The organism is Hymenobacter jejuensis (genome assembly GCF_006337165.1).
GTDB classification, from domain to species: Bacteria; Bacteroidota; Bacteroidia; order Cytophagales; family Hymenobacteraceae; genus Hymenobacter; species Hymenobacter jejuensis.
In genome coordinates this window covers 4,219,867-4,240,998 of sequence record NZ_CP040896.1, presented here as the reverse complement: position 1 = coordinate 4,240,998, position 21,132 = coordinate 4,219,867, and the positions used below count along the sequence as shown (strand labels likewise).

Genomic DNA, 21,132 nt, shown 5'->3' with positions numbered 1-21,132 from the left:
GAACGGGGCCATTCTCAATGCGGCTGCAAAGGTACGAAAAATATAGTACAATATCTAGGTCAGACAGAAAATCTCTAAAAGACGCCGCACGGCACAGAAAAACAATCCTCTGCTGCTTCTTGCTGCATCGTTAACGTAAACCAATTTTTATAGTTGGGCTACGCAACTCCTCGCATAAACATAATGCATTGATAATCAAGTATTTACACCTAAGCATTAAAACAAAAAAGCATGCCAGATAGCATGCTTTTTTGTTTCGACTATGAGACGAAATCAGCTTACGCCAACTTCACCTTTACAGCGTTCAGGCCTTTTTTGCCTTGGGCTACTTCATACTCAACTTTGTCGTTCTCGCGGATATCATCCACTAGGTCGCTTACGTGTACGAAAATGTCTTCGCCAGTAGCGTCGTTTTTGATGAAACCAAAACCTTTGGTGTCATTGAAGAATTTTACAGTTCCTGTCTGCATGATGGGTTTGTAAGAGTTTCTTTAAGATAATGCAGCCACTGAAAAAACTGCTGAAACTCTAGGCATCTGGCAGGCGAAACGAAGCTCATTCTCTTAAGTTGAGTCAAAGATACTATATAATTTCCTGAATTGATGCAATACCCCCCATAGAAACGTTGTTAGGGAGGCGAGTCGGACTGCTGTCTTCCGCCCAAAACCAATCGAAAATCGCCTCTTATTCGTCTGAAAGGCACATTTTCTGCTGCTGCACTTTTTTCTATATGACTGACCTTACTGGCCCTGCTTTTCGCTTTTCCCGCACATTTCAAGTCGTCGAAAGCGACATTGACGAGCTTGGCCACGCCAATAATGTGCAGTATGTGCGTTGGGTGCAGGATACGGCCGGCGCCCATTGGCTCACGGCCTACCCGCCGGGCGAGCGCGACGCTTATATATGGGTAGTGCTCGAACATCGCATTCGTTATCATCGCTCGGCCTTCGCTGGCGAGGAGCTACGAGCTACCACCTGGATCGGGGAAGTAAAAGGCGCGCAAAGTCAGCGCTTTGTGCACATAGAGCGCGTTTCAGATGGGGTGCTGCTCTGTGAGGCTGAAACGCAATGGGTACTGCTTGACCCCGCTACTCAGCGGCCGAAGCGTGTAACGCCGGATTTGATCGAGCGGCTGTGGGGACCGGTGGGATAAAAAGAGTAGAGCAAACAGTAAGCTAAGTATACAGCGCCTATGATCATTGGTTATCGAATGAACAACTGATAGCCCACTTTCTTGTATATTAAAACCCAGAGGGTGCGTCCTATACTGTTTATGTTCAAATAATATGACTGCTCTTTTGCAAATTATGCCTAGCGCATAGTAATTGAATATTGTCGGCTCTCAGGGATGTACCACCTTTAGAGAAAGGGAGGATATGATCAAAGTGTAAATTATCAGCGCTTCCACATTGAATACATTTCCCATTATCCCGTTTCCATACCTCCAGTTTAACAGAAGTCGGTATCAATCTATTATGACCAATATCTTTTAGTTCTTCAACCCGCTTATTCTTTTGATCAATACTTCTATCCGTCACATGGAGCTTGAATTTAAACACATTTCTAGCCTCTGATTTTGATTTTTCAATCCAAGAATCGATCAGTTCGAATACTCCGTTATATACCCAAATACCATCTTTTATTTTCTCATATACCTTGACCAATTCAGGAGAGCGCCCATTTTTATACCCTTCTGCTGCCTGAAAGAATTTCCCATTTTGTGTGAGCCGGCCACTTGGCAATACCATTGGCTGATTCACTGTCTTTGGATTTGCTGATTCGTTTTTTGGCACGTCGTGTCCTTCGTAGATAAGGACGTCTCCATTATTCTCAATTCTATCAGCGTACGGAGCACCTTTCCGTAAAGACATCAATATCACACTCACCTCGCCTCCCACTTGGAAGTTCATTCCTCTTTGCAATGAGTATCCTACTTCAAGGCACATCTCATTATAAGAAATTATATCGCCCGGTTGTGCCATGGTATTAGTCTTGAGTGCTAAGATGCCCTAAATAGTTGCCTGTATATCTCCCGATTTTATTGGCATAGTGCGCAATTAGGGCCAATCTACTCAAATGGGCTATAGTGACATTACTTCTGCTTTACTTTTGCAGAAAGCCACTCTCCTTCCAAAATGCCCCAAACCTTTCGCATCTATTCCTCTTCCGCCGGCTCTGGCAAAACGTACCAGCTTACCAAGGAATACCTGAAGCTGGCGCTGGGCTCCGAAGATCCAGCGTATTTCAAAAGCATTCTGGCGATCACGTTTACCAACGATGCGGCCGGGGAAATGAAGCATCGCATCATCGAGGCGTTGCGGCGCTTTGCATACCCTATTGATAATCAGGAGGATGTATTGCTGCGCGAAATAGCGGAAGAATTAGCGGCGGACGGCCACTTGCCGCGTCATGCCCAAACTGCCGCGGAGCGGCAACAGGAGCTGCGGCGGCGGGCGGCGGCTACGTTTCGGCTGGTGCTGTATCACTACGCCGATTTTGCCGTCAGCACCATCGACTCGTTTGTGCAACGCATTGTGCAGACGTTCACGCGAGAGCTGGGCTTGCCGGCTACGTTTGAAGTAGAGCTAGACAGCGACACCGTTCTACAAAGTGCTGTGGCACTGTTACTTGATAAAGTAAACCGAGATCCCAACAGCAAGCTCCTCTCTCGCTCTCTGGCCGACTACGCCCTGACCAAAGCCGACGAAGGCCGTAGCTGGAACAACCTCTCCGACGAGCTAGTCCAGTTTGGCCGCTTTCTGCTTAGCGAACCCGTTCACGAAGCCGTGGCCCAACTGCAGCAACTGTCGTTGCAAGATTACCGCCGCCTGCACGAGACGCTGCGCAAGCGCAAGGAAGAAATCGAAACCACATTTCAGGCCGTCGCGGCGCGGGCACTGGCCACGTTGGACGCGGCAGGCGTCACGGAGGCTGATTTGTACCAAGGTAAGAGCGGCATCATTGGCTATTTCGCGAAGTGGCAGGAGCGCTTATTGCCTGATAAAGAAGCCAATAGCTACGTACGCGCCACCATCGAGCAAGACAAATGGTACAGCGGAAAAGTCAAGACGGCGGCCGACAAGCTGCGTGTGGATGCAGTAAAAGTCGATGTAACCGCTGCTTATCAAGAGCTTGAAAATCTGCGTTCTGCACAACTATCAGATTATCTGATAGTTACCGGGATGCTACCGTACCTGTTTCAGGTATCGTTGCTGAGCGAACTGAGCAAAGCCGTGGACCAGCTCAGCCGGGAGCGAGGCGTGGTGCTCATTGCCGAGTTCAATCGCCGCATTGCCCAGATTGTGTTGCGCGAGCCGGTGCCCTTTCTTTACGAGCGCATGGGCGAGCGCTACCTGCATTTGCTCATCGACGAGTTTCAGGATACCTCTGTGCTTCAGTGGAATAACTTGCTGCCGTTGGTAGAAAATGCTGTTTCGACCGGCAACCTTTCGCTGGCCGTGGGCGACGCCAAGCAGGCCATTTACCGTTGGCGGGGCGGGGAGATGGAGCAGATTCTGCGGCTGCACAAAAATCAAACGGAATACCTCTACGGGCGCATTGCCGACGAGGAATTACGCGATCTGTTGCAGAGCCGCTACATCACCCTCGACCAAGCGCTGGAACCCCGACAGCTCAATGTAAATTACCGCTCGGCACCGGGCATTATCCAGTTCAACAACGACTTTTTCGGGCAAGTAAGCCAAACGCATCCGCAACTGCCGTTGGTGCAAGGTATTTACGATGAGGAGTTTGGGCAGGAGTCGCCCGACCGACTGCCTGCTGCCTCGGGCTCACCGGGTCATGTTGAACTGCTCTTTACCGACAACGACACGCTTGCCCGTCGCTACGACCCCGCCACCGGCGCTTACACCGAGGAGCCGCTGCCCGGTCTTGCGCCCAACCACGTTTTCGACTACGACGAAAGCACGCTCTACCTGACGCTGCAATTGGTTGAGCAAGCCGTGCACGACGGCTTTCGCCTTCAGGATATTGCCGTGCTGTGCCGTCGGCGCGACAGCAGCCGGCGCGTGGCTAAGTTCTTGAAAGAGAGAGGCTATCCTATCATTTCTGCCGATTCACTTTCGCTGGAGTTTGCGGAGGTGGTCAATTTGCTGGTGGCGGTATTTCGGGTGCTCAACCAGCCCGCCGATACGCTGGCCCGCGCCGAGGCCTTGTTGCTAGTGGACAAAGTGGTACGGCGCACGGCGCCGACACCGGACCGCGCGCGCCACATCGCCGGACTAGCCAACGCAGCGCACGCCTTGCCCTTCTTCGACGAATTGCGCACGCTGGGCTACGACGTGCAGGAGCGCGAAACCGGCAATTTGGGCCTGTACGAGCTCACCGAGCGGCTGATTGGCACATTTGGGCTATTGGGGCGCAACGAGGAAAGCGAATACCTTTTCCGCTTCCTCGACCTGACCTTGGAATACAGCCTGCGCTTCGGCAACAACCTCAATAACTTCTTGTCTTACTGGGAGTTAAAGAAAAGCACTTTGAGTATCAATGCGCCCGCCGGCCGTGATGCCATCACCATTACCACGGTGCATAAGGCAAAAGGGCTGGCGTACGGCGTAGTCATCGTGCCCTTCGCCGACTGGTCGCTGACGCCCTACCGCGGCACGCTGTTGTGGGGCCGGTTGACGACCGATGAAAAACCAGTGCCCGAGATGCCCGCCGTGGCTGTCGTCAGCCAGACGCAGGCGCTGACGCGCACGCCCCTCGCCTTGCAATACACCGAGGAGTTGGAAAAGACGTTTCTGGAAGGCCTCAACATGCTTTACGTGGCCTTCACGCGGCCGCGCCACCGCCTCTACGTCATCACCCGGCAGCCCAAACCAACCAAAGCGACCAAAGAGGGCGATACTACGGATACGCCCGAACAGGCCCGTACGGTGGCGGAGCTTTTGCATCGCTATTTGGTGGCTACCCACCAGTGGGACGACGAGCGCACGGCATATATCCTTTCCGACGGCCAAAATGCGGTTCCGAGTGCTAATAAACAGGCTCTTAGCCCCGACCTGTATCCTCTTACTAACTTGGCCAGCACGCCTTGGGAAGAGCGCCTGCGGCTGCGCCGGCATGCCAACACCGTCTTTGATTTCGACGATCAGCAAGTGCAGCGCGAGTGGAACCGCAAGCTTCATTACGCCCTGCGCCGCATCATTTTAGCCATTGATGACGACCGCGTGGCCGCGCAATTGGTGGCCGAAGGACTTGTGAGCACCCGCGAGCGCGCAGAGCTGGTGGAGAAGCTGCACCACGTAACCCAGCACCCGCAAATGGCGCACTACTTCAGCCATTCGGTGTTGGTAGAAACGGAGCGAGAGATTCTGGTGGGTGGCGCGCGCCGCCAAGATTACAAGCCCGACCGCATCGCCTTCGAGCCCAACCTGGGTCCGGCACCCGGCCGCGTTACGCTGGTTGATTTTAAGATTCCGCCGCCCGAAGCGCAGCACAAACGCCAGTTGCAGCAATATGCCGAGCTATTTCGCCAGCTGGGCTACTCCGATGTGCAATGTGTGCTGTATTATTTTGACACGGAGGAAGTACTTGTTTTTTAAGCATTTACCTAGGCAAGGTACTTGACGGTCATAACCAAGACTACTTCCAATTTTTTTAGTTTTATGCTAATAATATTAGATATATTGATATTTATTCGTATCTTACAGCATGCAGATGCGTAGTCTGCACTTGTCTAACTAGCAGAGAACTATGTCCGATAAACGCCAAGCTGCCCTCGGCTTCATCTTCGTAACGCTGCTGCTGGACGTCATTGGGTTCGGCATCATCATTCCGGTTATCCCTAAGCTCATCAGTCAGCTGACGGGCGGCGGCATGAGCGAGGCAGCCAAGTACGGCGGTTGGCTGGGCTTTGCATTTGCCAGCATGCAATTTCTGTTTTCGCCCGTGCTCGGCAACCTCAGCGACCAATACGGGCGGCGGCCGGTGCTGTTATTTGCGTTGTTTGGCTTTGGGCTCGACTACTTATTTGTGGCCTTTGCGCCCAGCGTGGGGTGGCTGTTTGTAGGGCGCATCATTGCGGGCATTACGGGCGCCAGCTTCACGACTGCCTCGGCCTACATCGCCGACATCAGCCCACCCGAAAAACGGGCGCAGAACTTCGGCATGATCGGGGCCGCCTTTGGGCTAGGGTTTATTATCGGGCCTGTAATTGGCGGGTTGCTGGGGCATTTTGGGCCGCGGGTTCCCTTTTTGGTAGCCGCAGGACTCACAATGCTCAATTGGCTCTACGGATTCTTTGTGCTGCCCGAATCGTTGGCCACCGAGAATCGGCGCCAGTTTGAGTGGAAACGCGCCAACCCGGTGGGGTCGCTGCGGCAACTGCAACGTTACCCTGTCATTATGGGCATGGTGGGCTCGCTGGTGCTGCTCTATATTGCGGCCCACGCCGTGCAGAGTACGTGGTCGTACTTTGTGATGTACCGCTTCAACTGGAACGAAGGATGGGTTGGGGCTTCGCTTGGGGTAGTCGGGCTGCTGACGGCGCTGGTGCAGGGCTTGCTCATTCGCGTTCTGAACCCAAAGCTGGGAGCAAAACGCTCCGTGTCGCTCGGTCTAAGCCTGTATGCCACTGGCTTTCTGCTCTTTGCATTTGCCGACAAAAGCTGGATGATGTTTGCCTTTTTGGTGCCTTATTGCTTGGGCGGCATCGCCGGACCGGCGCTCCAAAGCATCATTTCCACACAGGTGCCGGCCAACGAACAAGGCGAACTGCAAGGTGCGCTCACCAGCCTAGTTAGCTTGACGGCCATTGTCGGGCCGCCGCTCATGACCAACCTGTTCTCGTATTTCACGGGTCCGAGTGCGCCGGTGCATTTCCCAGGGGCTGCGTTTCTGGCCGGTGCTGTGCTCACGATTATCAGCGTGCTGCTGGCCATGCGCTCCTTAAACAGGAATTCCGGACACGTAATTATTCCAGAGGAAGTGGCGGCGACTGAAACACCTGTCCACTAACTTCATTTCGCAACGCGCTCATTACCAAGTATTTAACAAGACACTTGGTAACGAGCGCGTTGTCTCTGTTACCGGGTTGCGCCCCAGCCGCCACCCAATGCCCGGTACAAATCAATGAGTAGGAAGAACTGCTCGCGGCGGGCGTTGGTGAGCTGCAATTCGGCTTCCAGCACGCTGCGTTGGGCCGTTATCACCTCCAGGTACGTGGCGTAGCCAGCCACAAAGAGGTCGTTGGAGATGGACACGGCTTTGTTGAGTGAGGTAACTTCCTGCTCTTTAAGCTGATACACCTGCCGGTAGTTATCGATACCCTGCAAGTTGGTTACCACTTCCTGATAGCCCGTGCGGATAGCTTTTTGGTAGGCGTAAAAGGCGCCCACGTTGTTGGCCGTCGAGCGGACGTACTCGGCTTTCAGAGCGGCGCGGTTGACGAGCGGCGCGGTTAGGCCACCCACGATACCGTACGCAATTGATTCCGGCCCCTGAAACAGCAGCGAGGTTTTGAAGGCGTTGAAGCCCATATACGGCGACAACGTCAGGGAGGGCAAAAACGCGGCACGAGCCGCCGAAATATCGGCGCGTGAGGCAGCCAGCTCTAGCTCAGCCTGTTGCACGTCGGGCCGGCGCAGCAGCATCGTAGCCGGCAAGCCGGCCGAAACGGTTGCCGGCAACTGCTGCTCCCGAATGGGCTGGCCGCGCACAATGGGCTGCGGATAACGCCCCAGCAGCAGATTCAGCTGGTTCTCGACCCGCACAATTTCCTGGCGACGCGCAAATTCGAGACTGCGCGTGTTCAGCAACTGCGCCCCGAACTGCTGCACGGCCAGCTCCGTAGCGCGGCCACCCAGCTTTTGCACCTGTACAATTTCGTAAGCTCGCTGTTGCAGCCCCACGTTCTTCCGAATTACATTCACCTCATTATCAAGGGCTAGCAACTCGAAATACAGGCGGGCTATTTCGGCCACGAGCGCGGTCGTGATCAGCTGCCGGCCTTTTTCGGTAGCCAGCAGGCGGGTATAAGCGGCTTTGCGGCGGTTGCGCAGCTTCCCCCAGATATCCAGCTCCCAAGAGCTGCGCAGGCCCAGGAAATAGTCGGGGGTGGGATTGGGAATGCGCTGACGCCCATCGATGTTGGGCGACAGGTTCGTATCGTAGTTACCCACGCCGTTGAGCGTGTACTTGCCGTAACGCTCCACTCCCGCCGACGCAACGCCATTGACGGTGGGAAACAGGGCGCCTTTGGTAATCAGGACGTTAGCGCGAGCAACCTCAATGCGCTGAATGGTGGTGAGCAGGTCGAAATTGCGGTTGAGCGCCGTGTCGATCAGGCTGACCAAGTTCGGATCAGTAAAGAACTGCGACCAGGGCATATCGGCAATGCTGGCCGTGGTATCGGTGCGATTGAGAAACGAAGCCGGGGCCTTCGGCAAGGACGGCAGCTGCGGGGGCGCCGCCACTTTGCACCCCGTAACGAGCGCGGCCGAGCAGATAAAAAGCAGGAAGCGCTTTAATAGCTTATGTAACATCTTTACTCTGAACATCTTATCAAATAGCTATGCGCTGCCCTAAGCCCGCGCAACTTCCAGTTCTTCGGTCGCAGGCTGGCTCTCTTTTCGGCCTTTTTTCTCCGCCAGCTTCGCGAACAGCACGTACAGCCCCGGAATCAGCACCACGCCCGCCACGGTGCCCACTAGCATGCCCGACGCGGCCGCCGTGCCGATGGAGCGGTTGCCCAAAGCCCCGGCGCCGCTGGCCACGCACAGCGGAATCAGACCCGCAATGAAGGCGAACGAAGTCATCAGGATAGGCCGCAGACGCGACACGGCGCCTTCCACGGCGGCATTGAGAATAGAATGGCCTTCCCTCTGACGCAGCACCGCAAACTCGATGATGAGGATGGCATTTTTGCCCAGCAGCCCAATGAGCATCACGAGCGAAACCTGAGCGTAGATGTTGTTTTCCAGCCCCAGCAGCTTCAGCCCCAGAAACGCCCCGAAGATGCCCGTCGGCAACGACAGCAGAACCGGCAGCGGCAGCAGAAAACTTTCGTATTGGGCTGCTAATAAGAGGTATACAAACACCAAGCAGACCGCAAAAATGTAGATCGCCTGGTTGCCCGACAGGATCTGCTCGCGCGTCATGCCCGACCACTCGAAGCTATAGCCGCGCGGCAACTCTTTGGCGGCCACTTCCTCGATGGCGTTGATGGCATCGCCGGAGCTGTAGCCGGGGGCCGCGTCGCCGTTGAGCATGGCCGAGGTGTACATGTTGTAGCGCGTGAGCTGCTCGGGGCCGTACACGCGTTCCAGCCGGATAAACGTAGAATACGGCACCATCTCGCCGCGGTCGTTCTTCACGAAAAGCTTCAGCAAATCTTCGGGCTTGGTGCGGTAGTTGGGCGCGGCTTGCACCATTACCTTGTACATCTGCCCGAAGCGGATGAAGTTGGAGGCGTAATAGCTGCCCATCAGGGTTTGTAGCGTACTCATGGCGTTGTCGATAGTGACGCCTTTTTTGGCGGCCATATCCTGGTCAACGTGAATGAGATACTGCGGGAACGTAGGATCGAAACCGGTGAAAGCACTCCCGATTTCGGGGCGCTGCTTTAGGGCGGCAATGAAATCTTTGGCGACTTTGTCGGTCTGCTGCAAATCGCCACGACCGGTCTTGTCGAGCAGGCGCAGCTCAAAGCCGCTGGAGTTACCGAAGCCGGGCACGGTAGGCGGCGGGAAAAACTGAATCTGAGCGTCGGTGATGCCTTTGGTTTTGGCTTCCAGCAGCGTAATGATCTCACTCACAGATTCTTCGCGCTCTTCCCACGGCTTGAGATTGATCATACCCATGCCGTAGGAAGCACCCGCCACTTCGCTCATCAGGCTGTAGCCGGCCAGGTTTGAAACCGACTCCACGGCATCAATGCCTTTGGTGGCCTGCTGGATTTTGTCGAGGACGCGGTCGGTGCGCTCCACGGTGGCGCCGGGCGGCGTGGTTACGTTCACGTAAATCATGCCCTGATCTTCGGTCGGGATGAAGCCGCCGGGCAGAATCGCACTAACCCCCCAAGTAGCCGCGCAGAAAAACAAAAACAGCCCAATGGTGATAGCACGGCGCCGCGCCACAAAGCTTACCAACTGCTGATAGCGAGCCGAAAACGCTGCGTAGCCTCGGTTGAACCAAGCGAAAAAGCGGTTGAGTAACCCTTTCTTTTCGGTCTGATTCTCAGGATCATACTTCAGGATGAGTGCACACAAAGCTGGCGTCAAAGTCAGGGCGTTAATACCTGAGATCACGATGGAAATGGCCAGCGTTAGCGAAAACTGCCGGTAGAATACGCCCACCGGCCCGGTCATAAACGCGACCGGCACAAACACGGCCGACATCACCAGCGTGATGGCGATGATGGCGCCGCCCATTTCGCCCATAGCTGCAAATGTGGCTTCGCGTGGCGACAAATGCTGCTCGTGCATTTTGGCGTGCACGGCCTCCACTACCACAATTGCATTGTCGACCACAATGCCGATGGCGAGCACTAATGCAAAGAGGGTCAGCAGGTTAATCGAAAAGCCAAAGAGCTGCATAAAGAACAGCGTGCCCACCAACGCCACCGGCACGGCCAGCGCCGGAATCAGGGTAGAGCGCCAGTCCTGGATGAACAGGTACACCACCAGAAACACCAGCAAAAATGCCTCAAATAAGGTGCGGACCACTTCATGAATGGAAGCATCGAGGAAGCGCGACACGTCGTAGGCGATGTTGTAGGTCATGCCGGGCGGAAACGAAGTGACTTTTAGCTCGGCCATGCGCGCTTTCACATTCGCAATTACTTCGCTGGCATTGGAGCCAGGACGCTGCTTGAGCATGATGGAGGCCGAGGGGCGCCCGTCGGTTTTGGAGAGCATGCCGTAGCTCATCACGTCGAACTCGACGTCGGCCACGTCTCGAAGCCGGAGCACCGAACCGTCGGCGTTAGCCCGAAGCACGACGTTTTTGTATTGCTCCGGCTCAAACATTTTGCCGGTGTAGCGCAGCACATATTGCAGCATCTGTGGTGCTTTGCCGGAGCTTTCGCCCGTTTTGCCAGGGGCCGCTTCCACGTTTTGATCGCGGATGGCTTTGATAACTTCATCGGCCGACACGCTGTACGAAGCCAGTCGGTCGGGCTTGAGCCACACGCGCATCGAGTACTCGCGCGAGCCCATGATCTCGGCGAAGCCCACGCCGTCGATGCGCTTGAGCTCCTGCAACACGTTGATATCGGTGAAGTTATAAATGAACTTCTCGCCCACCGCCGGATCGTCGCTCATCACGTTGAGGTAGAGCAGCATGCTGTTGACTTCCTTCTCGGTGGCCACGCCGGCCTTAATCACTTCTTCCGGCAGCTCGTCGATTACCGTTTGCACGCGGTTCTGCACGTTCACGGCCGCCACATCAGGGTCAATGCCTACCTGGAAGAACACCGTAATCACCGTCAGGCCGCTGTTGCTGCTCACCGACGACATGTACGACATGCCCGGCACCCCGTTAATGGCGCGTTCGAGCGGCGTGGCCACGGCTTTGGCGCATACCTCGGCGTTGGCGCCGGTATAGCGCGCCGTCACGGTCACGGAGGGCGGCACAATGTCGGGAAACTGCGTAATGGGCAGCGTAAAGAACGCTAGCAAGCCCAAAAACACGATAACAAGCGAAATAACCAGCGACAGAACGGGCCGCCGGATGAACAGATTAAACATATGCGGAAGTTGACGGTGGCACGAAACGCCTCAAGGGTCGATCGCAGATACAGGGGCAGCGGGCGTTAGTGGGCGCCGGCCAGGATCTGCCCCATCAGCACGGGGCGCGGCCGGATGGTAGCCCCTTCGCGCAGATCCTGCATGCCTTCGTACACGATTTTTTCGCCCGGCTTCAGGCCCGATTTCACCACGTAGAAATACGACAGCCGTGTGCTCGGCACAAAGCTTTTCTGCTTGACTTTGCCGGCGGCGTCCACCACGAAGACGTAGTTTTTGTCCTGAATTTCAAACACGGCTTTCTGGGGCACCAGCACCACGTCGTGCACGGTATTGCTGAGGCGCACGCGGCCCGTCGCGCCGTGTTTTAGGATTTTGTGGGGGTTATCAAACCGTGCGCGGAAGGAAATAGAGCCTGTTCCTTCGTTGAACTCACTCTCAACGGTTTCAATTTTGCCCGGCGGCGTGTATTGCGAACCATCGGCCAGAATCAGCTGCACCGAATTGTTATTGCGGCTGGGGTGCTGCTGCCGCGTCTTGATATATTCTAAATACTCACCCTCCGACACGCCAAAATACGCGTACACGGCGCGGTTGTCGGAAACGGTAGTGAGCAGCGTGCCGTTGTCGACTAAGCTCCCGACTTTCAGCGGAATGCGGTCGATGATGCCATCAAACGGCGCCCGTACCATCGTGTACGACAGGCTCAGGGCCGCCGTAGACTGCGCCGAGCGTGCTTCGTCAATCTGGGCCTGGGCAGCGCGGAGCTTGGCTTGCGCGACTTCCAGCTCGCTCTTGGCAATGATCTTTTTGTCGACCAGCAGCCGTACCCGCTCGGCTTCGAGCTGCGCGACTCTGGACTGCGCAACGGCATTGCTCAGGTTGGCGCGGGCTTTGGCCAGCTGCGTTTTGTATTCGGCGTCGTTGATGCGGAACAACGGCTGTCCGGCCTTCACTTCCTTGCCTTCGTCCACGTAGATTTTCTCAATAAATCCTTGGACACGCGCCCGCACTTCTACGTTTTTAATCGATTGAATATCAGCAACATAATCGTGATGCAAAACCGTATCCTGCGCCACTAGCTCCAGCACGGGCAGCACCTCGACCGCCACGGCCGTTTTGGTGTTGTCGGCCTGGCTGGTTTCGGTGCAGCTGGCCCCAGCTATACTAAGCGTGGGCAGGAGCAGCCACACAAGAGATCTACGATACTTTGGCGACATGAGAAGGGCGTTAAAACGAAATTTTATTTTGTAAATATCTTATGATCAATGTATTACCAAAACCATAGTCAGTACTGCGCCCGCGTTGTCAGCGGTTCGATGTGGTTGAACACCTTCACCAGCAGGCTGTCTTTGCGCATTTGTTCGGCTTGGCAATGGGCCAGCATCGAGCGCGTGAGTTGCAGCTCCTCCTCCGACTCGGTTGCGTCGTCGCTGAGCAGGCTTGTTTCCGACAGGTTGTTTGTTAAAGGACTGAGCAGATAGCAGTTAAGTCCCACAGAAAGCACAATGGCCCCGATCAGCAGGTAGATCAGCACCAGATGACGGTTGTCCTTGAGCATCGGTTTTGAGCGCTAGTTGTGCTGCAAAGGACCGCCCACGACATTAAAACCGTCTGAGAAGGAGATTAGAAAACATTAAAAAAGCGGGGTGCCTGTCTGGTACAAGCACCCCGCTAGCGGTCAGATAATTTACTTGGTCAGCTACGCTTTATCGCTGACAGTCATCCTGTTACGAGGCACGGGCAGCCGCACGGTAACCGTAGTGCCCTCTCCTACCCGCGACGCAAGGTGCAGCTGCCCGCCGTGGCGCTGAATAACCTTGTGTGTGATGGCCAGGCCTAGGCCATAGCCGGGCATGCTTTTGCCGTTTTCGCCGCGATACAAAGGCTCCAGAATGCGCTGTTGCTCTTGCGGCGCTATGCCAATTCCTTTATCTATAACCTTGATAATCAATATACTGTCTTTTGCATAACCAAACTGAACGGTTACGGCATCCTGCGAATATTTGCAGGCATTTTCCAGAATATTGAAGAGCGCTGTGGTCAGCAGGTGCGCGTTGCCCTGCACGGTGAAAGCATCGTCGAGCTCTTTGGGCAGCGGGCCAAATTCCAATTTTAAGGTGCGGCCGGGATACTTCGTTTCGCAATAGCCCATGGCCTGCGTCAGGCACTCGTCGAGGCGCACGGGCTGGCGCTTGAAGGAGGTATCGTCGGCTTTGGCGAGCGCCAGCAGGCCGTTGGTGAGGGCCACCAGTCGCTTGATTTCCTCCACGGCCGAGCCAATGCTTTGCTTGGTTTCGGCCAGGTCGGTGTCGTAGGCCTGAGAGGTTTCGAGCGTACCGAGCAAGTTGGTCAGGGGTGTGCGCAGCTCGTGCGACGCATGCGAAAGAAAGCTTTTTTGCGACTCAAACGCCTGCTCAACGCCGCTGAGCATCTTGTTGAACGTGATGGCCAGCCGCGCGATTTCGTCCTGCTGGTTGCCCTCGTCGACGCGCAGGCTCAGGTTGGAAGCCGTGATGCGCTCCACCTGCCGAATCACCCGCGCAATGGGTTTCAGCGACTCATCGGCGAAGTACCAGCCCGCCACAATGATGAGCACCAACGACCCGACGTTGCCCACCAGCAGCAGCAGCCGCAGCTTCCGAAACTGCTGATTACCAAATTGATCGTAGCCCGAAACAAACAAGAAGTACGTTTGGCCCGCGTGGGGGTAGCGCAGCCCCACGGTTTCCAGCTTACCCTCTTCGAAACGCACAAACTTCTCCTTATCTAACACCTTGCTATACAACACGTTACTGGCCAAAGCCGGCGCATCGCCGATATGGTACAGCAAGCGCCGGCGAACATCGTAGATGCTGATGCGCTCGTCGTGCATGGTCATCATGTCTTTCCTGCGAAAGCTGCGCAGCATCTCGTCGCGCAGGTTGGCGCGCCTAATCAGGAGGCTGGCCATGAGCTGCGCTTTGGCTTCGAGGCGGTGGTAGTATTTCTGCTGCCGCGATACGGCGTTGAAGTAGTAGATAAACGCAGAAAAGCAGAGCTGAATGGCCACCACCAGCAGCATAAACCGCAGTATCAACTTATTGCGAATCAGCATCTTCCGGTTCACCCTTCGCGCATTACGTAACCCATGCCTACCACCGTATGAATGAGCTTAGGCTTGAAATGGCGGTCGATTTTCTTGCGCAGATAGCTCACGTACACGTCGATGACGTTGGTGTTGGTATCAAAATTCAGTTCCCAGACCCGCTCGGCAATATCGACTCGCGAAATGACCTTGCCGCGGTTCAGCAGCAGGTATTCGAGCAAAGCATACTCCTTAGTAGTCAGGTCGATGCGCTGCTGGTTGCGCGTCACGGTCTTGGAGTCGAGATTCAGCTCCAGGTCGGAAATGCGCAGCAGGCGCTTTACGCTGCCGGCATCGGAGTTGCGTTTGGCCAACGCCCGCGTTCGCAGTAGCAACTCTTTGAATTCGAAAGGTTTAACCAAATAATCGTCGGCACCAGCCTCGAAGCCGCTTACTTTGTCGTCGAGGCTGTCCAGGGCGGTGAGCAGCAGCACAGGCACCTGCGGGTCGTCGGCCCGGATGAGGCGACACAACTCAAACCCGTTGATATAAGGCAGATTGATATCGAGGATAATCACCTCGTAGGCGTGCTGCTGAAACAGCGAGCGGCCCATGCGCCCGTCGTAGGCAATATCCAACTCATAGCCTTCATTCTCAAAGCCTTTCTTCACAAAGGAGGCCAGCTTGGGCTCGTCTTCTACCAGCAGTATTTTCATAGGCGATGGGCAAAAGTAGCTTTTCCGTCGCTGAGTGGTACGCAATTGCGCCTCAGGCGCACAGGTAATTCCGCGCTTGCTGAGGCATCCTTTTCGCTGACTTTCAAGTACTTCCTTATACCTATAGAGCAAGTATGCAGAGAATAAAACAAGGTCTTGGAGCCGCGGCAACCACAAGATGCTCTACTATATTACTTTTCTGCTGATGCTATTCATAGAACCTTATGCCGAGAAGGAGCAAAGCATGACCGCCAGGCAGGTTATGCAATCGGCCTTACGCCCCTTACAAAAATGTAGCATGGCTAAGCAACTTCTGCTGACTGTAGCGTCCAGCTTTCGCCTGACGGGCTTGGGGCTATTGGTAACCCCACAAGAAGATAATACACAGTCCCTGAGCAAGTTCGACCTGCATACCAAGCTGGAAGTAAACTTGGTTTTTCCCGACGGGCATCAGGAGGCAGCCACGGCCAGCATAGAGGAAATGTCGCGGCAAACCGGCGCAGACGACGCGCCGGCTTACTACGACGAGCATGTATTGTTGCTGGAAAGCGACCTGATTCGGGAAGTGCCCATTGGCACCGAAATCTGGTGGGCCGGGCAGGCGTACGACCCGTATGCGCTACTTCGTTAGCCAGCCGTTGGCATCAAACCAATTTTGCAGGCTGGCCACCCAATCGTCTTTGGTGGTTTTGTTGTGCATCCCGAAGCCGTGGCCGCCTTTCGGGTACAGGTGCATTTCGGTGGGCACTTGGTGGTGCAGGCAAGCTTCGTAAAACACGATGCTGTTTTTCACGGGCACGGTTTTGTCGTCCTGGGCATGGACCAGGAAAGTAGGCGGCGTTTGGGCTGACACCTGCAACTCGTTGGAATAGAGCTTCGTATGGGTTGCATCGGGCGTTTTGCCAATCAAGTTATCGCGAGAGCCGGCGTGTTTGAGGCTGTCGGAAAAGCTGATGACGGGGTACAGCAGCACCAGAAAATCGGGGCGCACGGAGGTGTTATCCTTGGTGTCGCCTACGGGCTTCGTGAAGTGCGTGCCGGCCGTAGAAGCCAGATGCCCACCCGCCGAAAAGCCCATGATACCCACGCGCTGCGGGTTGACGCCGTACTTCGCGGCCTGCTGACGCACCATGCGCAGGGCCTGCTGAGCGTCGAGCAGCGGCGCAATGGACTTATCGACCTGGCTTAGGTCGTCGGGTAAGCGGTACTTCAGCACAAACGCTGTGATGCCCATCGTGTTGAGGCGCTGAGCCACTTCGCGGCCTTCCCCGTCAATAGACAAGCGGCTGTAACCTCCTCCCGGACAGATAATTACGGCCGTGCCGTTGGCCTTGCCTTTCTCCGGCTGATACACCGCCAAGGTAGGCTGCACCACGTTGCTGATGCGCTCGGTGCCATCGGCCACTTTTATACTTTTTTCCTGAACGCTGCTGGGTTTCGAATCCGGAACGGTACCGGGATAGAGCGGAAGAATCTGATTCTGAGCCAATAGAAGGTGCGTAACAAAGCTTAAGGCAGCGGCAAGAAGCGGTTTTTTCATGGTAAATTAGGGTAGGTCAGGGTTGATACGCCCAAATTACTGGAACGGATGAAAATCGGAGTACCGACAGTCGCTCTTTCATGCCCACAGCTATGATTCTGAAAGAAGTGCATTTGCAAACCGCCGATCTGGCTGCCACCACAGCCTTTTACGCCGAACTGCTGGAGTTGCCTATTCAGGCCCAAACAGAAACGTCGGTGGCGTTTCGGGTGGGCTTCTCGCTGCTGAGTTTTCGTCTTTCCAACGCTGCCCAACGCCCATTTTATCATTTTGCCTTTACCATTCCCAGCAACCAAGTAGCGGAAGCTCATGCTTGGATAAGCGCCCGCACGACCATCCTGCCGGCTCCGGAAGGCGGCACCATTCTCGATTTCCCCAACTGGAACGCCAAGGCGTTTTATTTTCACGATCCCAACGGCAACATTCTGGAGTGCATCGCCCGCTTCGACTTGCCCAACGCCGTTGCGAACGGCTTCTCTTCGGCTTGCTTTCTGGGCCTGAACGAAATTGGCCTTCCAACCCCCAATGCGCCGCAGAGCGCCGAGGCGATCCACCGACAATACGACGTGCCGTACTTCGTGCGCGGTCCCCGCTTGCCCGAATTCGTGGTAATGGGCGATGATACTGGCCTGTTCATCATGCCGACCATCGGGCGAGGCTGGCTGCCCACCGGTCGGCCCGCCGAGCGTTTCGGAATCAGGGTAGTATTTGAAGAAAAGGGCAAAACACGAGTTATTGATTATCAATAACTCGTGTTTTGCCCTTCTTTAGTCAACTTGTTAAGTCAGGCTTAGGTGCCTAGCTCCGGCGGCGTTTGCACTTTGCGTTTTTTCTCTTCGGTCGCAACGTCGTTTTTAGCGTCTTCGGCCGGGCCTTCGGGCGGCGTATTGGGCTCCTTGGAGCCGTGAACCGCGTGGCCATGCTCTTCCGGTTTGTACGTAGCCTCAAGCTCAGCCAGTTTTTTCTTGCCGTAAGCCAGCTTCGTAATGCCGACAAACAGCACCGGCACCGTGAAAATGGCCAAGAACGTAGCCGCTAGCATCCCGCCTGTCACGGTCCAGCCGATGGTTTGGCGCGATACGGCGCCCGCGCCTGAGGCGAATGCCAACGGTAGCACGCCCAAAATAAACGCCAGCGACGTCATAATGATTGGGCGCAGGCGCAGCTTCACGGCCTCCATGGTCGCCTCGACCACGTTCATGCCCCAATCGACGCGCTCTTTGGCAAATTCGACAATCAGAATGGCGTTTTTGGCCGACAAACCAATCAGCGTAATCAGACCGATCTGGGCATACACGTTGTTGGTGAGTTTGGGCAAAAACGTAAGCGCCACGATGGCCCCGAAAGCGCCCAGCGGCACGGCCAGCAATACTGAAAACGGCACCGACCAGCTTTCATAAAGTGCTGCTAGCAAAAGGAATACAAACACAATCGACAACGAGAAGATGATGATTGTGCTGTTGCCGGAGCTGATTTCCTCGCGGCTCAGGCCCGAGAAGTCGAAGCCGTAGCCAGCGGGCAGCGTTTCGGAAGCCACTTCCTGCAGCGCCGCAATAGCCTGCCCCGAACTATAGCCGGGTTTGGCATCGCCGTTGATCTCGGCGGCGCGGAACAGGTTGTAGTGCGAAATCAAGGGCGCGTTCTCTACTACTTTGCTGGTAATCAGCGAGCTAAGCGGCACGTTTTGCCCTTGTTGGTTGAGCACGTAATAGCTGCCCACGTCGGCAATGTCCTTACGATAGAAGGTATCGGCCTGCGCGACGACGCGGTAGTTGCGGCCGTATTTGGTGAAGTCGTTGATGTAGGCGCTGCCCATGTACGTGGAGAGCGTCGTGAAAATATTAGTCAGCGGAACGCCCAGCTTTTTCGCCTTCTCCCGATCGACAATTACTTGGTAGCCAGGCGTTTTGGCGGTAAAAAAGGTAAATGCTCGCCCGATTTCGGGGCGCTGGTTGGCAGTGGCTACAAACTTGTTTACCACCGCTTCAAAAGCCTTGATATCGGTGTTGCCCTCGCGCTGCTCCAGCTGAAAGCTGAAGCCGCCCGTGTTGCCCAAGCCCGGAATGGCCGGCGGCGGCACCACCACAATATTGGCGCCTTTGATCACCGAAAACTCTTTTTGGAGCCTAGCAATCACGCCTTGTAGCTGGTCGGCCTCATCCTTGCGCTCTTCCCACGGCTTCATCTGAATAAAGAAGGTGCCGCTACTGGGCTTAAACGAAAAGTTCAGGGCGTTGAGGCCGCCCACCGCCGTATAGGCCCGGATGGCGGGCACCTTCTCCCCGATGATCTTCGACATCTGGTCCAGAATGGCCTTGGTACGGGCGCTGGAAGCACCCTGCGGCAACTCGACAGAGATAAACAAGCGGCCTTCGTCCTCGGTCGGGATGAAGCCCGAAGGCTTGGAGCGAAACAGCAGGAACGTCCCCGCATACACGCACACGAGCAGAATCACGACAAACGGCGTGGCTTTCAGCGCGCGTTTTACGCCGTTGGAATAGTGTTCGGTGGTGCGTTCAAACCATTTGTTGAATCTATAGAACAGCTTGTTCAGGCCCTTCGAATCCTCCCGTTGCTCGGTCGGGCGCATCAGCAGCGAACACAGAGCCGGCGTGAGCGACAAGGCCACAAAAGCCGAAATCACCACCGAAATGGCGATGGTAATGGCAAACTGCTGGTATAATTTGCCCACAATGCCCGGAATGAAGCCTACCGGCACAAACACCGCCGCCAGAATCAGGGCAATTGCAATTACCGGCGCCGTAATATCCTTCATGGCCTTGGACGTGGCTTCGCGGGCCGAGATCTGTTCGTTGTCGATGTAGTGCTGCACGGCTTCCACCACCACAATGGCATCGTCGACCACGATACCAATGGCCAGCACGAAGCCAAAGAGCGTCAGCGTGTTAATGGTAAAGCCCAGCGGAATAAATAGAATGAACGTGCCCACAATTGCCACCGGAATGGCCAGAATCGGGATGAGCGTCGCGCGCCAGCTTTGCAGGAAGATGAACACCACCACGGTTACCAGCGCCAGGGCTTCGAGCAGGGTTTCTATTACTTCCTTGATGGATACCTGCACCACCGTAATCGACTCAAAAGCAGCCTTATACGTAACGTCGGGCGGGAACTTCGCCTTCAGGTTATCCATCGTTTCGTAAATGCCCTTCGCCGTTTCGAGGGCGTTACCGCCGGGCGTTTGGTTGATGAGCAGCAGCGTCGTCGGGATGCCGTTGGTGGTGTTGTAGCGCGAGTAGTCAAACTGGCCGAGTTGCACGCGGGCCACGTCTTTGAGGTACACCACCGACCCATCTTCGGGCTTGGTGCGCACCACGATGTTCTCGAACTCCTCGACTTTGTTGAGGCGCCCGTTCACGATGATCGTGTACTGAAAAGCCTGACTCGAATACTGCGGCGCCGTGCCCACCGAGCCGGCTGCCACCTGCACGTTCTGCTCGCGCAGAGCATTGGTCACGTCCGTTACGTTGAGGCCGAGTTGGGCCATCTTGTCGGGCTTGAGCCAAATGCGCATGCTAAAGTCCTGACCCAGAGCCGTAACGTCGCCTACGCCGGGCACGCGCAAGAGGGCGTCGCGCACGTACACGTTGGTGTAGTTGTCGAGGAAAGCGGTGCTGTGGCTGCGCTTGGGCGAATAGATTGCCAGCACCATCAGCGTGGTCGGGTTCCGCTTCTTCACCGTCAGGCCCAGGCGCTTGATTTCGTCGGGCAGCGTGGGCTCGGCTACGCTCACGCGGTTCTGCACGTCGAGCGCGGCAATGTCGACGTTGGTGCCAATGTCGAAGGTGACGTTGGTCGAAACGCGACCGTCGTTGGTGCCGTTGCTTTGCAGGTAGGCCATTCCGGGCGTACCGTTTACCTGCGTTTCGATGGGCGTCATTACGGTCTGCTCCACCGTTTGGGCGTCGGCCCCGGTGTAGCTGCCCGAAATCTGGACGACGGGCGGCGAAATGTTAGGGTATTGGCTGACCGGCAGGTTCAGGATCGACAACACGCCCACAATCAGAATGACAATGGAGATGACGATGGCCGTGACCGGGCGCCTGATAAAAACGTCTGAAATCATGCTTTGCGGGCGCTAGAATA

The 21,132-nt window shown here is 55.6% G+C and carries 15 protein-coding genes; 5 read left to right on the top strand and 10 right to left on the bottom strand.

Annotated elements, in window-relative coordinates:
* Window positions 1-278: 278 nt before the first annotated feature.
* Entirely contained in the window at window positions 279-470 is a 192-nt protein-coding gene (locus FHG12_RS17395) for a cold-shock protein (protein WP_139516934.1), read from the bottom strand.
* Window positions 471-730: 260 nt separating this feature from the next.
* Here FHG12_RS17395 and FHG12_RS17390 point away from each other — a divergent pair, with 260 nt between their 5' ends.
* A complete protein-coding gene (locus FHG12_RS17390) occupies window positions 731-1,153 on the top strand; it encodes an acyl-CoA thioesterase (RefSeq protein ID WP_139516933.1) in 423 nt (140 codons plus the stop codon).
* Window positions 1,154-1,277: 124 nt separating this feature from the next.
* On the opposite strand, the gene FHG12_RS17385 is transcribed toward FHG12_RS17390, so the two are convergent.
* The gene (locus FHG12_RS17385) at window positions 1,278-1,982 is read right to left on the bottom strand and encodes an HNH endonuclease (RefSeq protein ID WP_230471182.1); all 705 of its coding nucleotides are present in this window, start codon (window positions 1,980-1,982) and stop codon (window positions 1,278-1,280) included.
* A gap of 153 nt (window positions 1,983-2,135) precedes the next feature.
* Here FHG12_RS17385 and FHG12_RS17380 point away from each other — a divergent pair, with 153 nt between their 5' ends.
* The gene (locus FHG12_RS17380) at window positions 2,136-5,564 is read left to right on the top strand and encodes a UvrD-helicase domain-containing protein (protein ID WP_139516932.1); all 3,429 of its coding nucleotides are present in this window, start codon (window positions 2,136-2,138) and stop codon (window positions 5,562-5,564) included.
* Between the two features lie 151 nt (window positions 5,565-5,715).
* Window positions 5,716-6,978 carry a TCR/Tet family MFS transporter gene (locus tag FHG12_RS17375; protein WP_139516931.1) on the top strand — a complete coding sequence of 421 codons (1,263 nt, stop codon included), beginning with the start codon at window positions 5,716-5,718 and terminating at the stop codon, window positions 6,976-6,978.
* 68 nt (window positions 6,979-7,046) lie between these two features.
* On the opposite strand, the gene FHG12_RS17370 is transcribed toward FHG12_RS17375, so the two are convergent.
* The 6 genes from FHG12_RS17370 to FHG12_RS17345 all read right to left on the bottom strand — a co-directional run bounded on the left by FHG12_RS17370 (window position 7,047) and on the right by FHG12_RS17345 (window position 15,488).
* Window positions 7,047-8,504, bottom strand: a complete 1,458-nt coding sequence (locus FHG12_RS17370; RefSeq protein WP_139516930.1) for an efflux transporter outer membrane subunit — start codon at window positions 8,502-8,504, stop codon at window positions 7,047-7,049.
* A 39-nt stretch (window positions 8,505-8,543) separates the two neighbouring features.
* Window positions 8,544-11,708, bottom strand: a complete 3,165-nt coding sequence (locus FHG12_RS17365) for an efflux RND transporter permease subunit (protein WP_139516929.1) — start codon at window positions 11,706-11,708, stop codon at window positions 8,544-8,546.
* Window positions 11,709-11,773: 65 nt separating this feature from the next.
* Window positions 11,774-12,898: an efflux RND transporter periplasmic adaptor subunit gene (locus FHG12_RS17360; protein ID WP_230471181.1), complete on the bottom strand. Its 1,125-nt coding sequence runs from the start codon at window positions 12,896-12,898 to the stop codon at window positions 11,774-11,776.
* A gap of 95 nt (window positions 12,899-12,993) precedes the next feature.
* Window positions 12,994-13,266, bottom strand: a complete 273-nt coding sequence (locus tag FHG12_RS17355; protein ID WP_139516927.1) for a hypothetical protein — start codon at window positions 13,264-13,266, stop codon at window positions 12,994-12,996.
* A gap of 141 nt (window positions 13,267-13,407) precedes the next feature.
* A complete protein-coding gene (locus FHG12_RS17350) occupies window positions 13,408-14,802 on the bottom strand; it encodes a sensor histidine kinase (RefSeq protein WP_139516926.1) in 1,395 nt (464 codons plus the stop codon).
* A gap of 8 nt (window positions 14,803-14,810) precedes the next feature.
* Window positions 14,811-15,488, bottom strand: coding sequence for a response regulator (locus FHG12_RS17345; RefSeq protein WP_139516925.1), 678 nt, complete (start codon window positions 15,486-15,488; stop codon window positions 14,811-14,813).
* Between the two features lie 298 nt (window positions 15,489-15,786).
* On the opposite strand from FHG12_RS17345, the gene FHG12_RS17340 reads away from it, so the two are divergent.
* Window positions 15,787-16,119, top strand: coding sequence for a hypothetical protein (locus FHG12_RS17340; protein WP_139516924.1), 333 nt, complete (start codon window positions 15,787-15,789; stop codon window positions 16,117-16,119).
* Here FHG12_RS17340 and FHG12_RS17335 read toward each other — a convergent pair.
* On the bottom strand, window positions 16,108-17,028 hold the full coding sequence (locus FHG12_RS17335) for an alpha/beta hydrolase (RefSeq protein WP_139516923.1): 921 nt from the start codon (window positions 17,026-17,028) through the stop codon (window positions 16,108-16,110). The genes FHG12_RS17340 and FHG12_RS17335 overlap by 12 nt on opposite strands.
* Before the next feature lie 80 nt (window positions 17,029-17,108).
* Here FHG12_RS17335 and FHG12_RS17330 point away from each other — a divergent pair, with 80 nt between their 5' ends.
* Window positions 17,109-17,777, top strand: coding sequence for a VOC family protein (locus FHG12_RS17330; RefSeq protein ID WP_139516922.1), 669 nt, complete (start codon window positions 17,109-17,111; stop codon window positions 17,775-17,777).
* A 41-nt stretch (window positions 17,778-17,818) separates the two neighbouring features.
* Here FHG12_RS17330 and FHG12_RS17325 read toward each other — a convergent pair whose 3' ends face one another.
* On the bottom strand, window positions 17,819-21,112 hold the full coding sequence (locus FHG12_RS17325) for an efflux RND transporter permease subunit (protein ID WP_139516921.1): 3,294 nt from the start codon (window positions 21,110-21,112) through the stop codon (window positions 17,819-17,821).
* Between the last annotated feature and the right edge of the window lie 20 nt (window positions 21,113-21,132).

Excerpts from the sequence above, each read along its gene's own strand:
- FHG12_RS17335 (WP_139516923.1), bottom strand. The coding sequence starts at position 17,028 with ATGAAAAAACCGCTTCTTGCCGCTGCCTTAAGCTTTGTTACGCACCTT.
- FHG12_RS17385 (WP_230471182.1), bottom strand. The coding sequence starts at position 1,982 with ATGGCACAACCGGGCGATATAATTTCTTATAATGAGATGTGCCTTGAA.
- FHG12_RS17340 (WP_139516924.1), top strand. The coding sequence starts at position 15,787 with ATGGCTAAGCAACTTCTGCTGACTGTAGCGTCCAGCTTTCGCCTGACG.
- FHG12_RS17350 (WP_139516926.1), bottom strand. The coding sequence starts at position 14,802 with ATGCTGATTCGCAATAAGTTGATACTGCGGTTTATGCTGCTGGTGGTG.
- FHG12_RS17355 (WP_139516927.1), bottom strand. The coding sequence starts at position 13,266 with ATGCTCAAGGACAACCGTCATCTGGTGCTGATCTACCTGCTGATCGGG.
- FHG12_RS17345 (WP_139516925.1), bottom strand. The coding sequence starts at position 15,488 with ATGAAAATACTGCTGGTAGAAGACGAGCCCAAGCTGGCCTCCTTTGTG.
- FHG12_RS17370 (WP_139516930.1), bottom strand. The coding sequence starts at position 8,504 with ATGTTACATAAGCTATTAAAGCGCTTCCTGCTTTTTATCTGCTCGGCC.
- FHG12_RS17330 (WP_139516922.1), top strand. The coding sequence starts at position 17,109 with ATGCCCACAGCTATGATTCTGAAAGAAGTGCATTTGCAAACCGCCGAT.
- FHG12_RS17365 (WP_139516929.1), bottom strand. The coding sequence starts at position 11,708 with ATGTTTAATCTGTTCATCCGGCGGCCCGTTCTGTCGCTGGTTATTTCG.
- FHG12_RS17390 (WP_139516933.1), top strand. The coding sequence starts at position 731 with ATGACTGACCTTACTGGCCCTGCTTTTCGCTTTTCCCGCACATTTCAA.
- FHG12_RS17380 (WP_139516932.1), top strand. The coding sequence starts at position 2,136 with ATGCCCCAAACCTTTCGCATCTATTCCTCTTCCGCCGGCTCTGGCAAA.
- FHG12_RS17395 (WP_139516934.1), bottom strand. The coding sequence starts at position 470 with ATGCAGACAGGAACTGTAAAATTCTTCAATGACACCAAAGGTTTTGGT.
- FHG12_RS17325 (WP_139516921.1), bottom strand. The coding sequence starts at position 21,112 with ATGATTTCAGACGTTTTTATCAGGCGCCCGGTCACGGCCATCGTCATC.
- FHG12_RS17375 (WP_139516931.1), top strand. The coding sequence starts at position 5,716 with ATGTCCGATAAACGCCAAGCTGCCCTCGGCTTCATCTTCGTAACGCTG.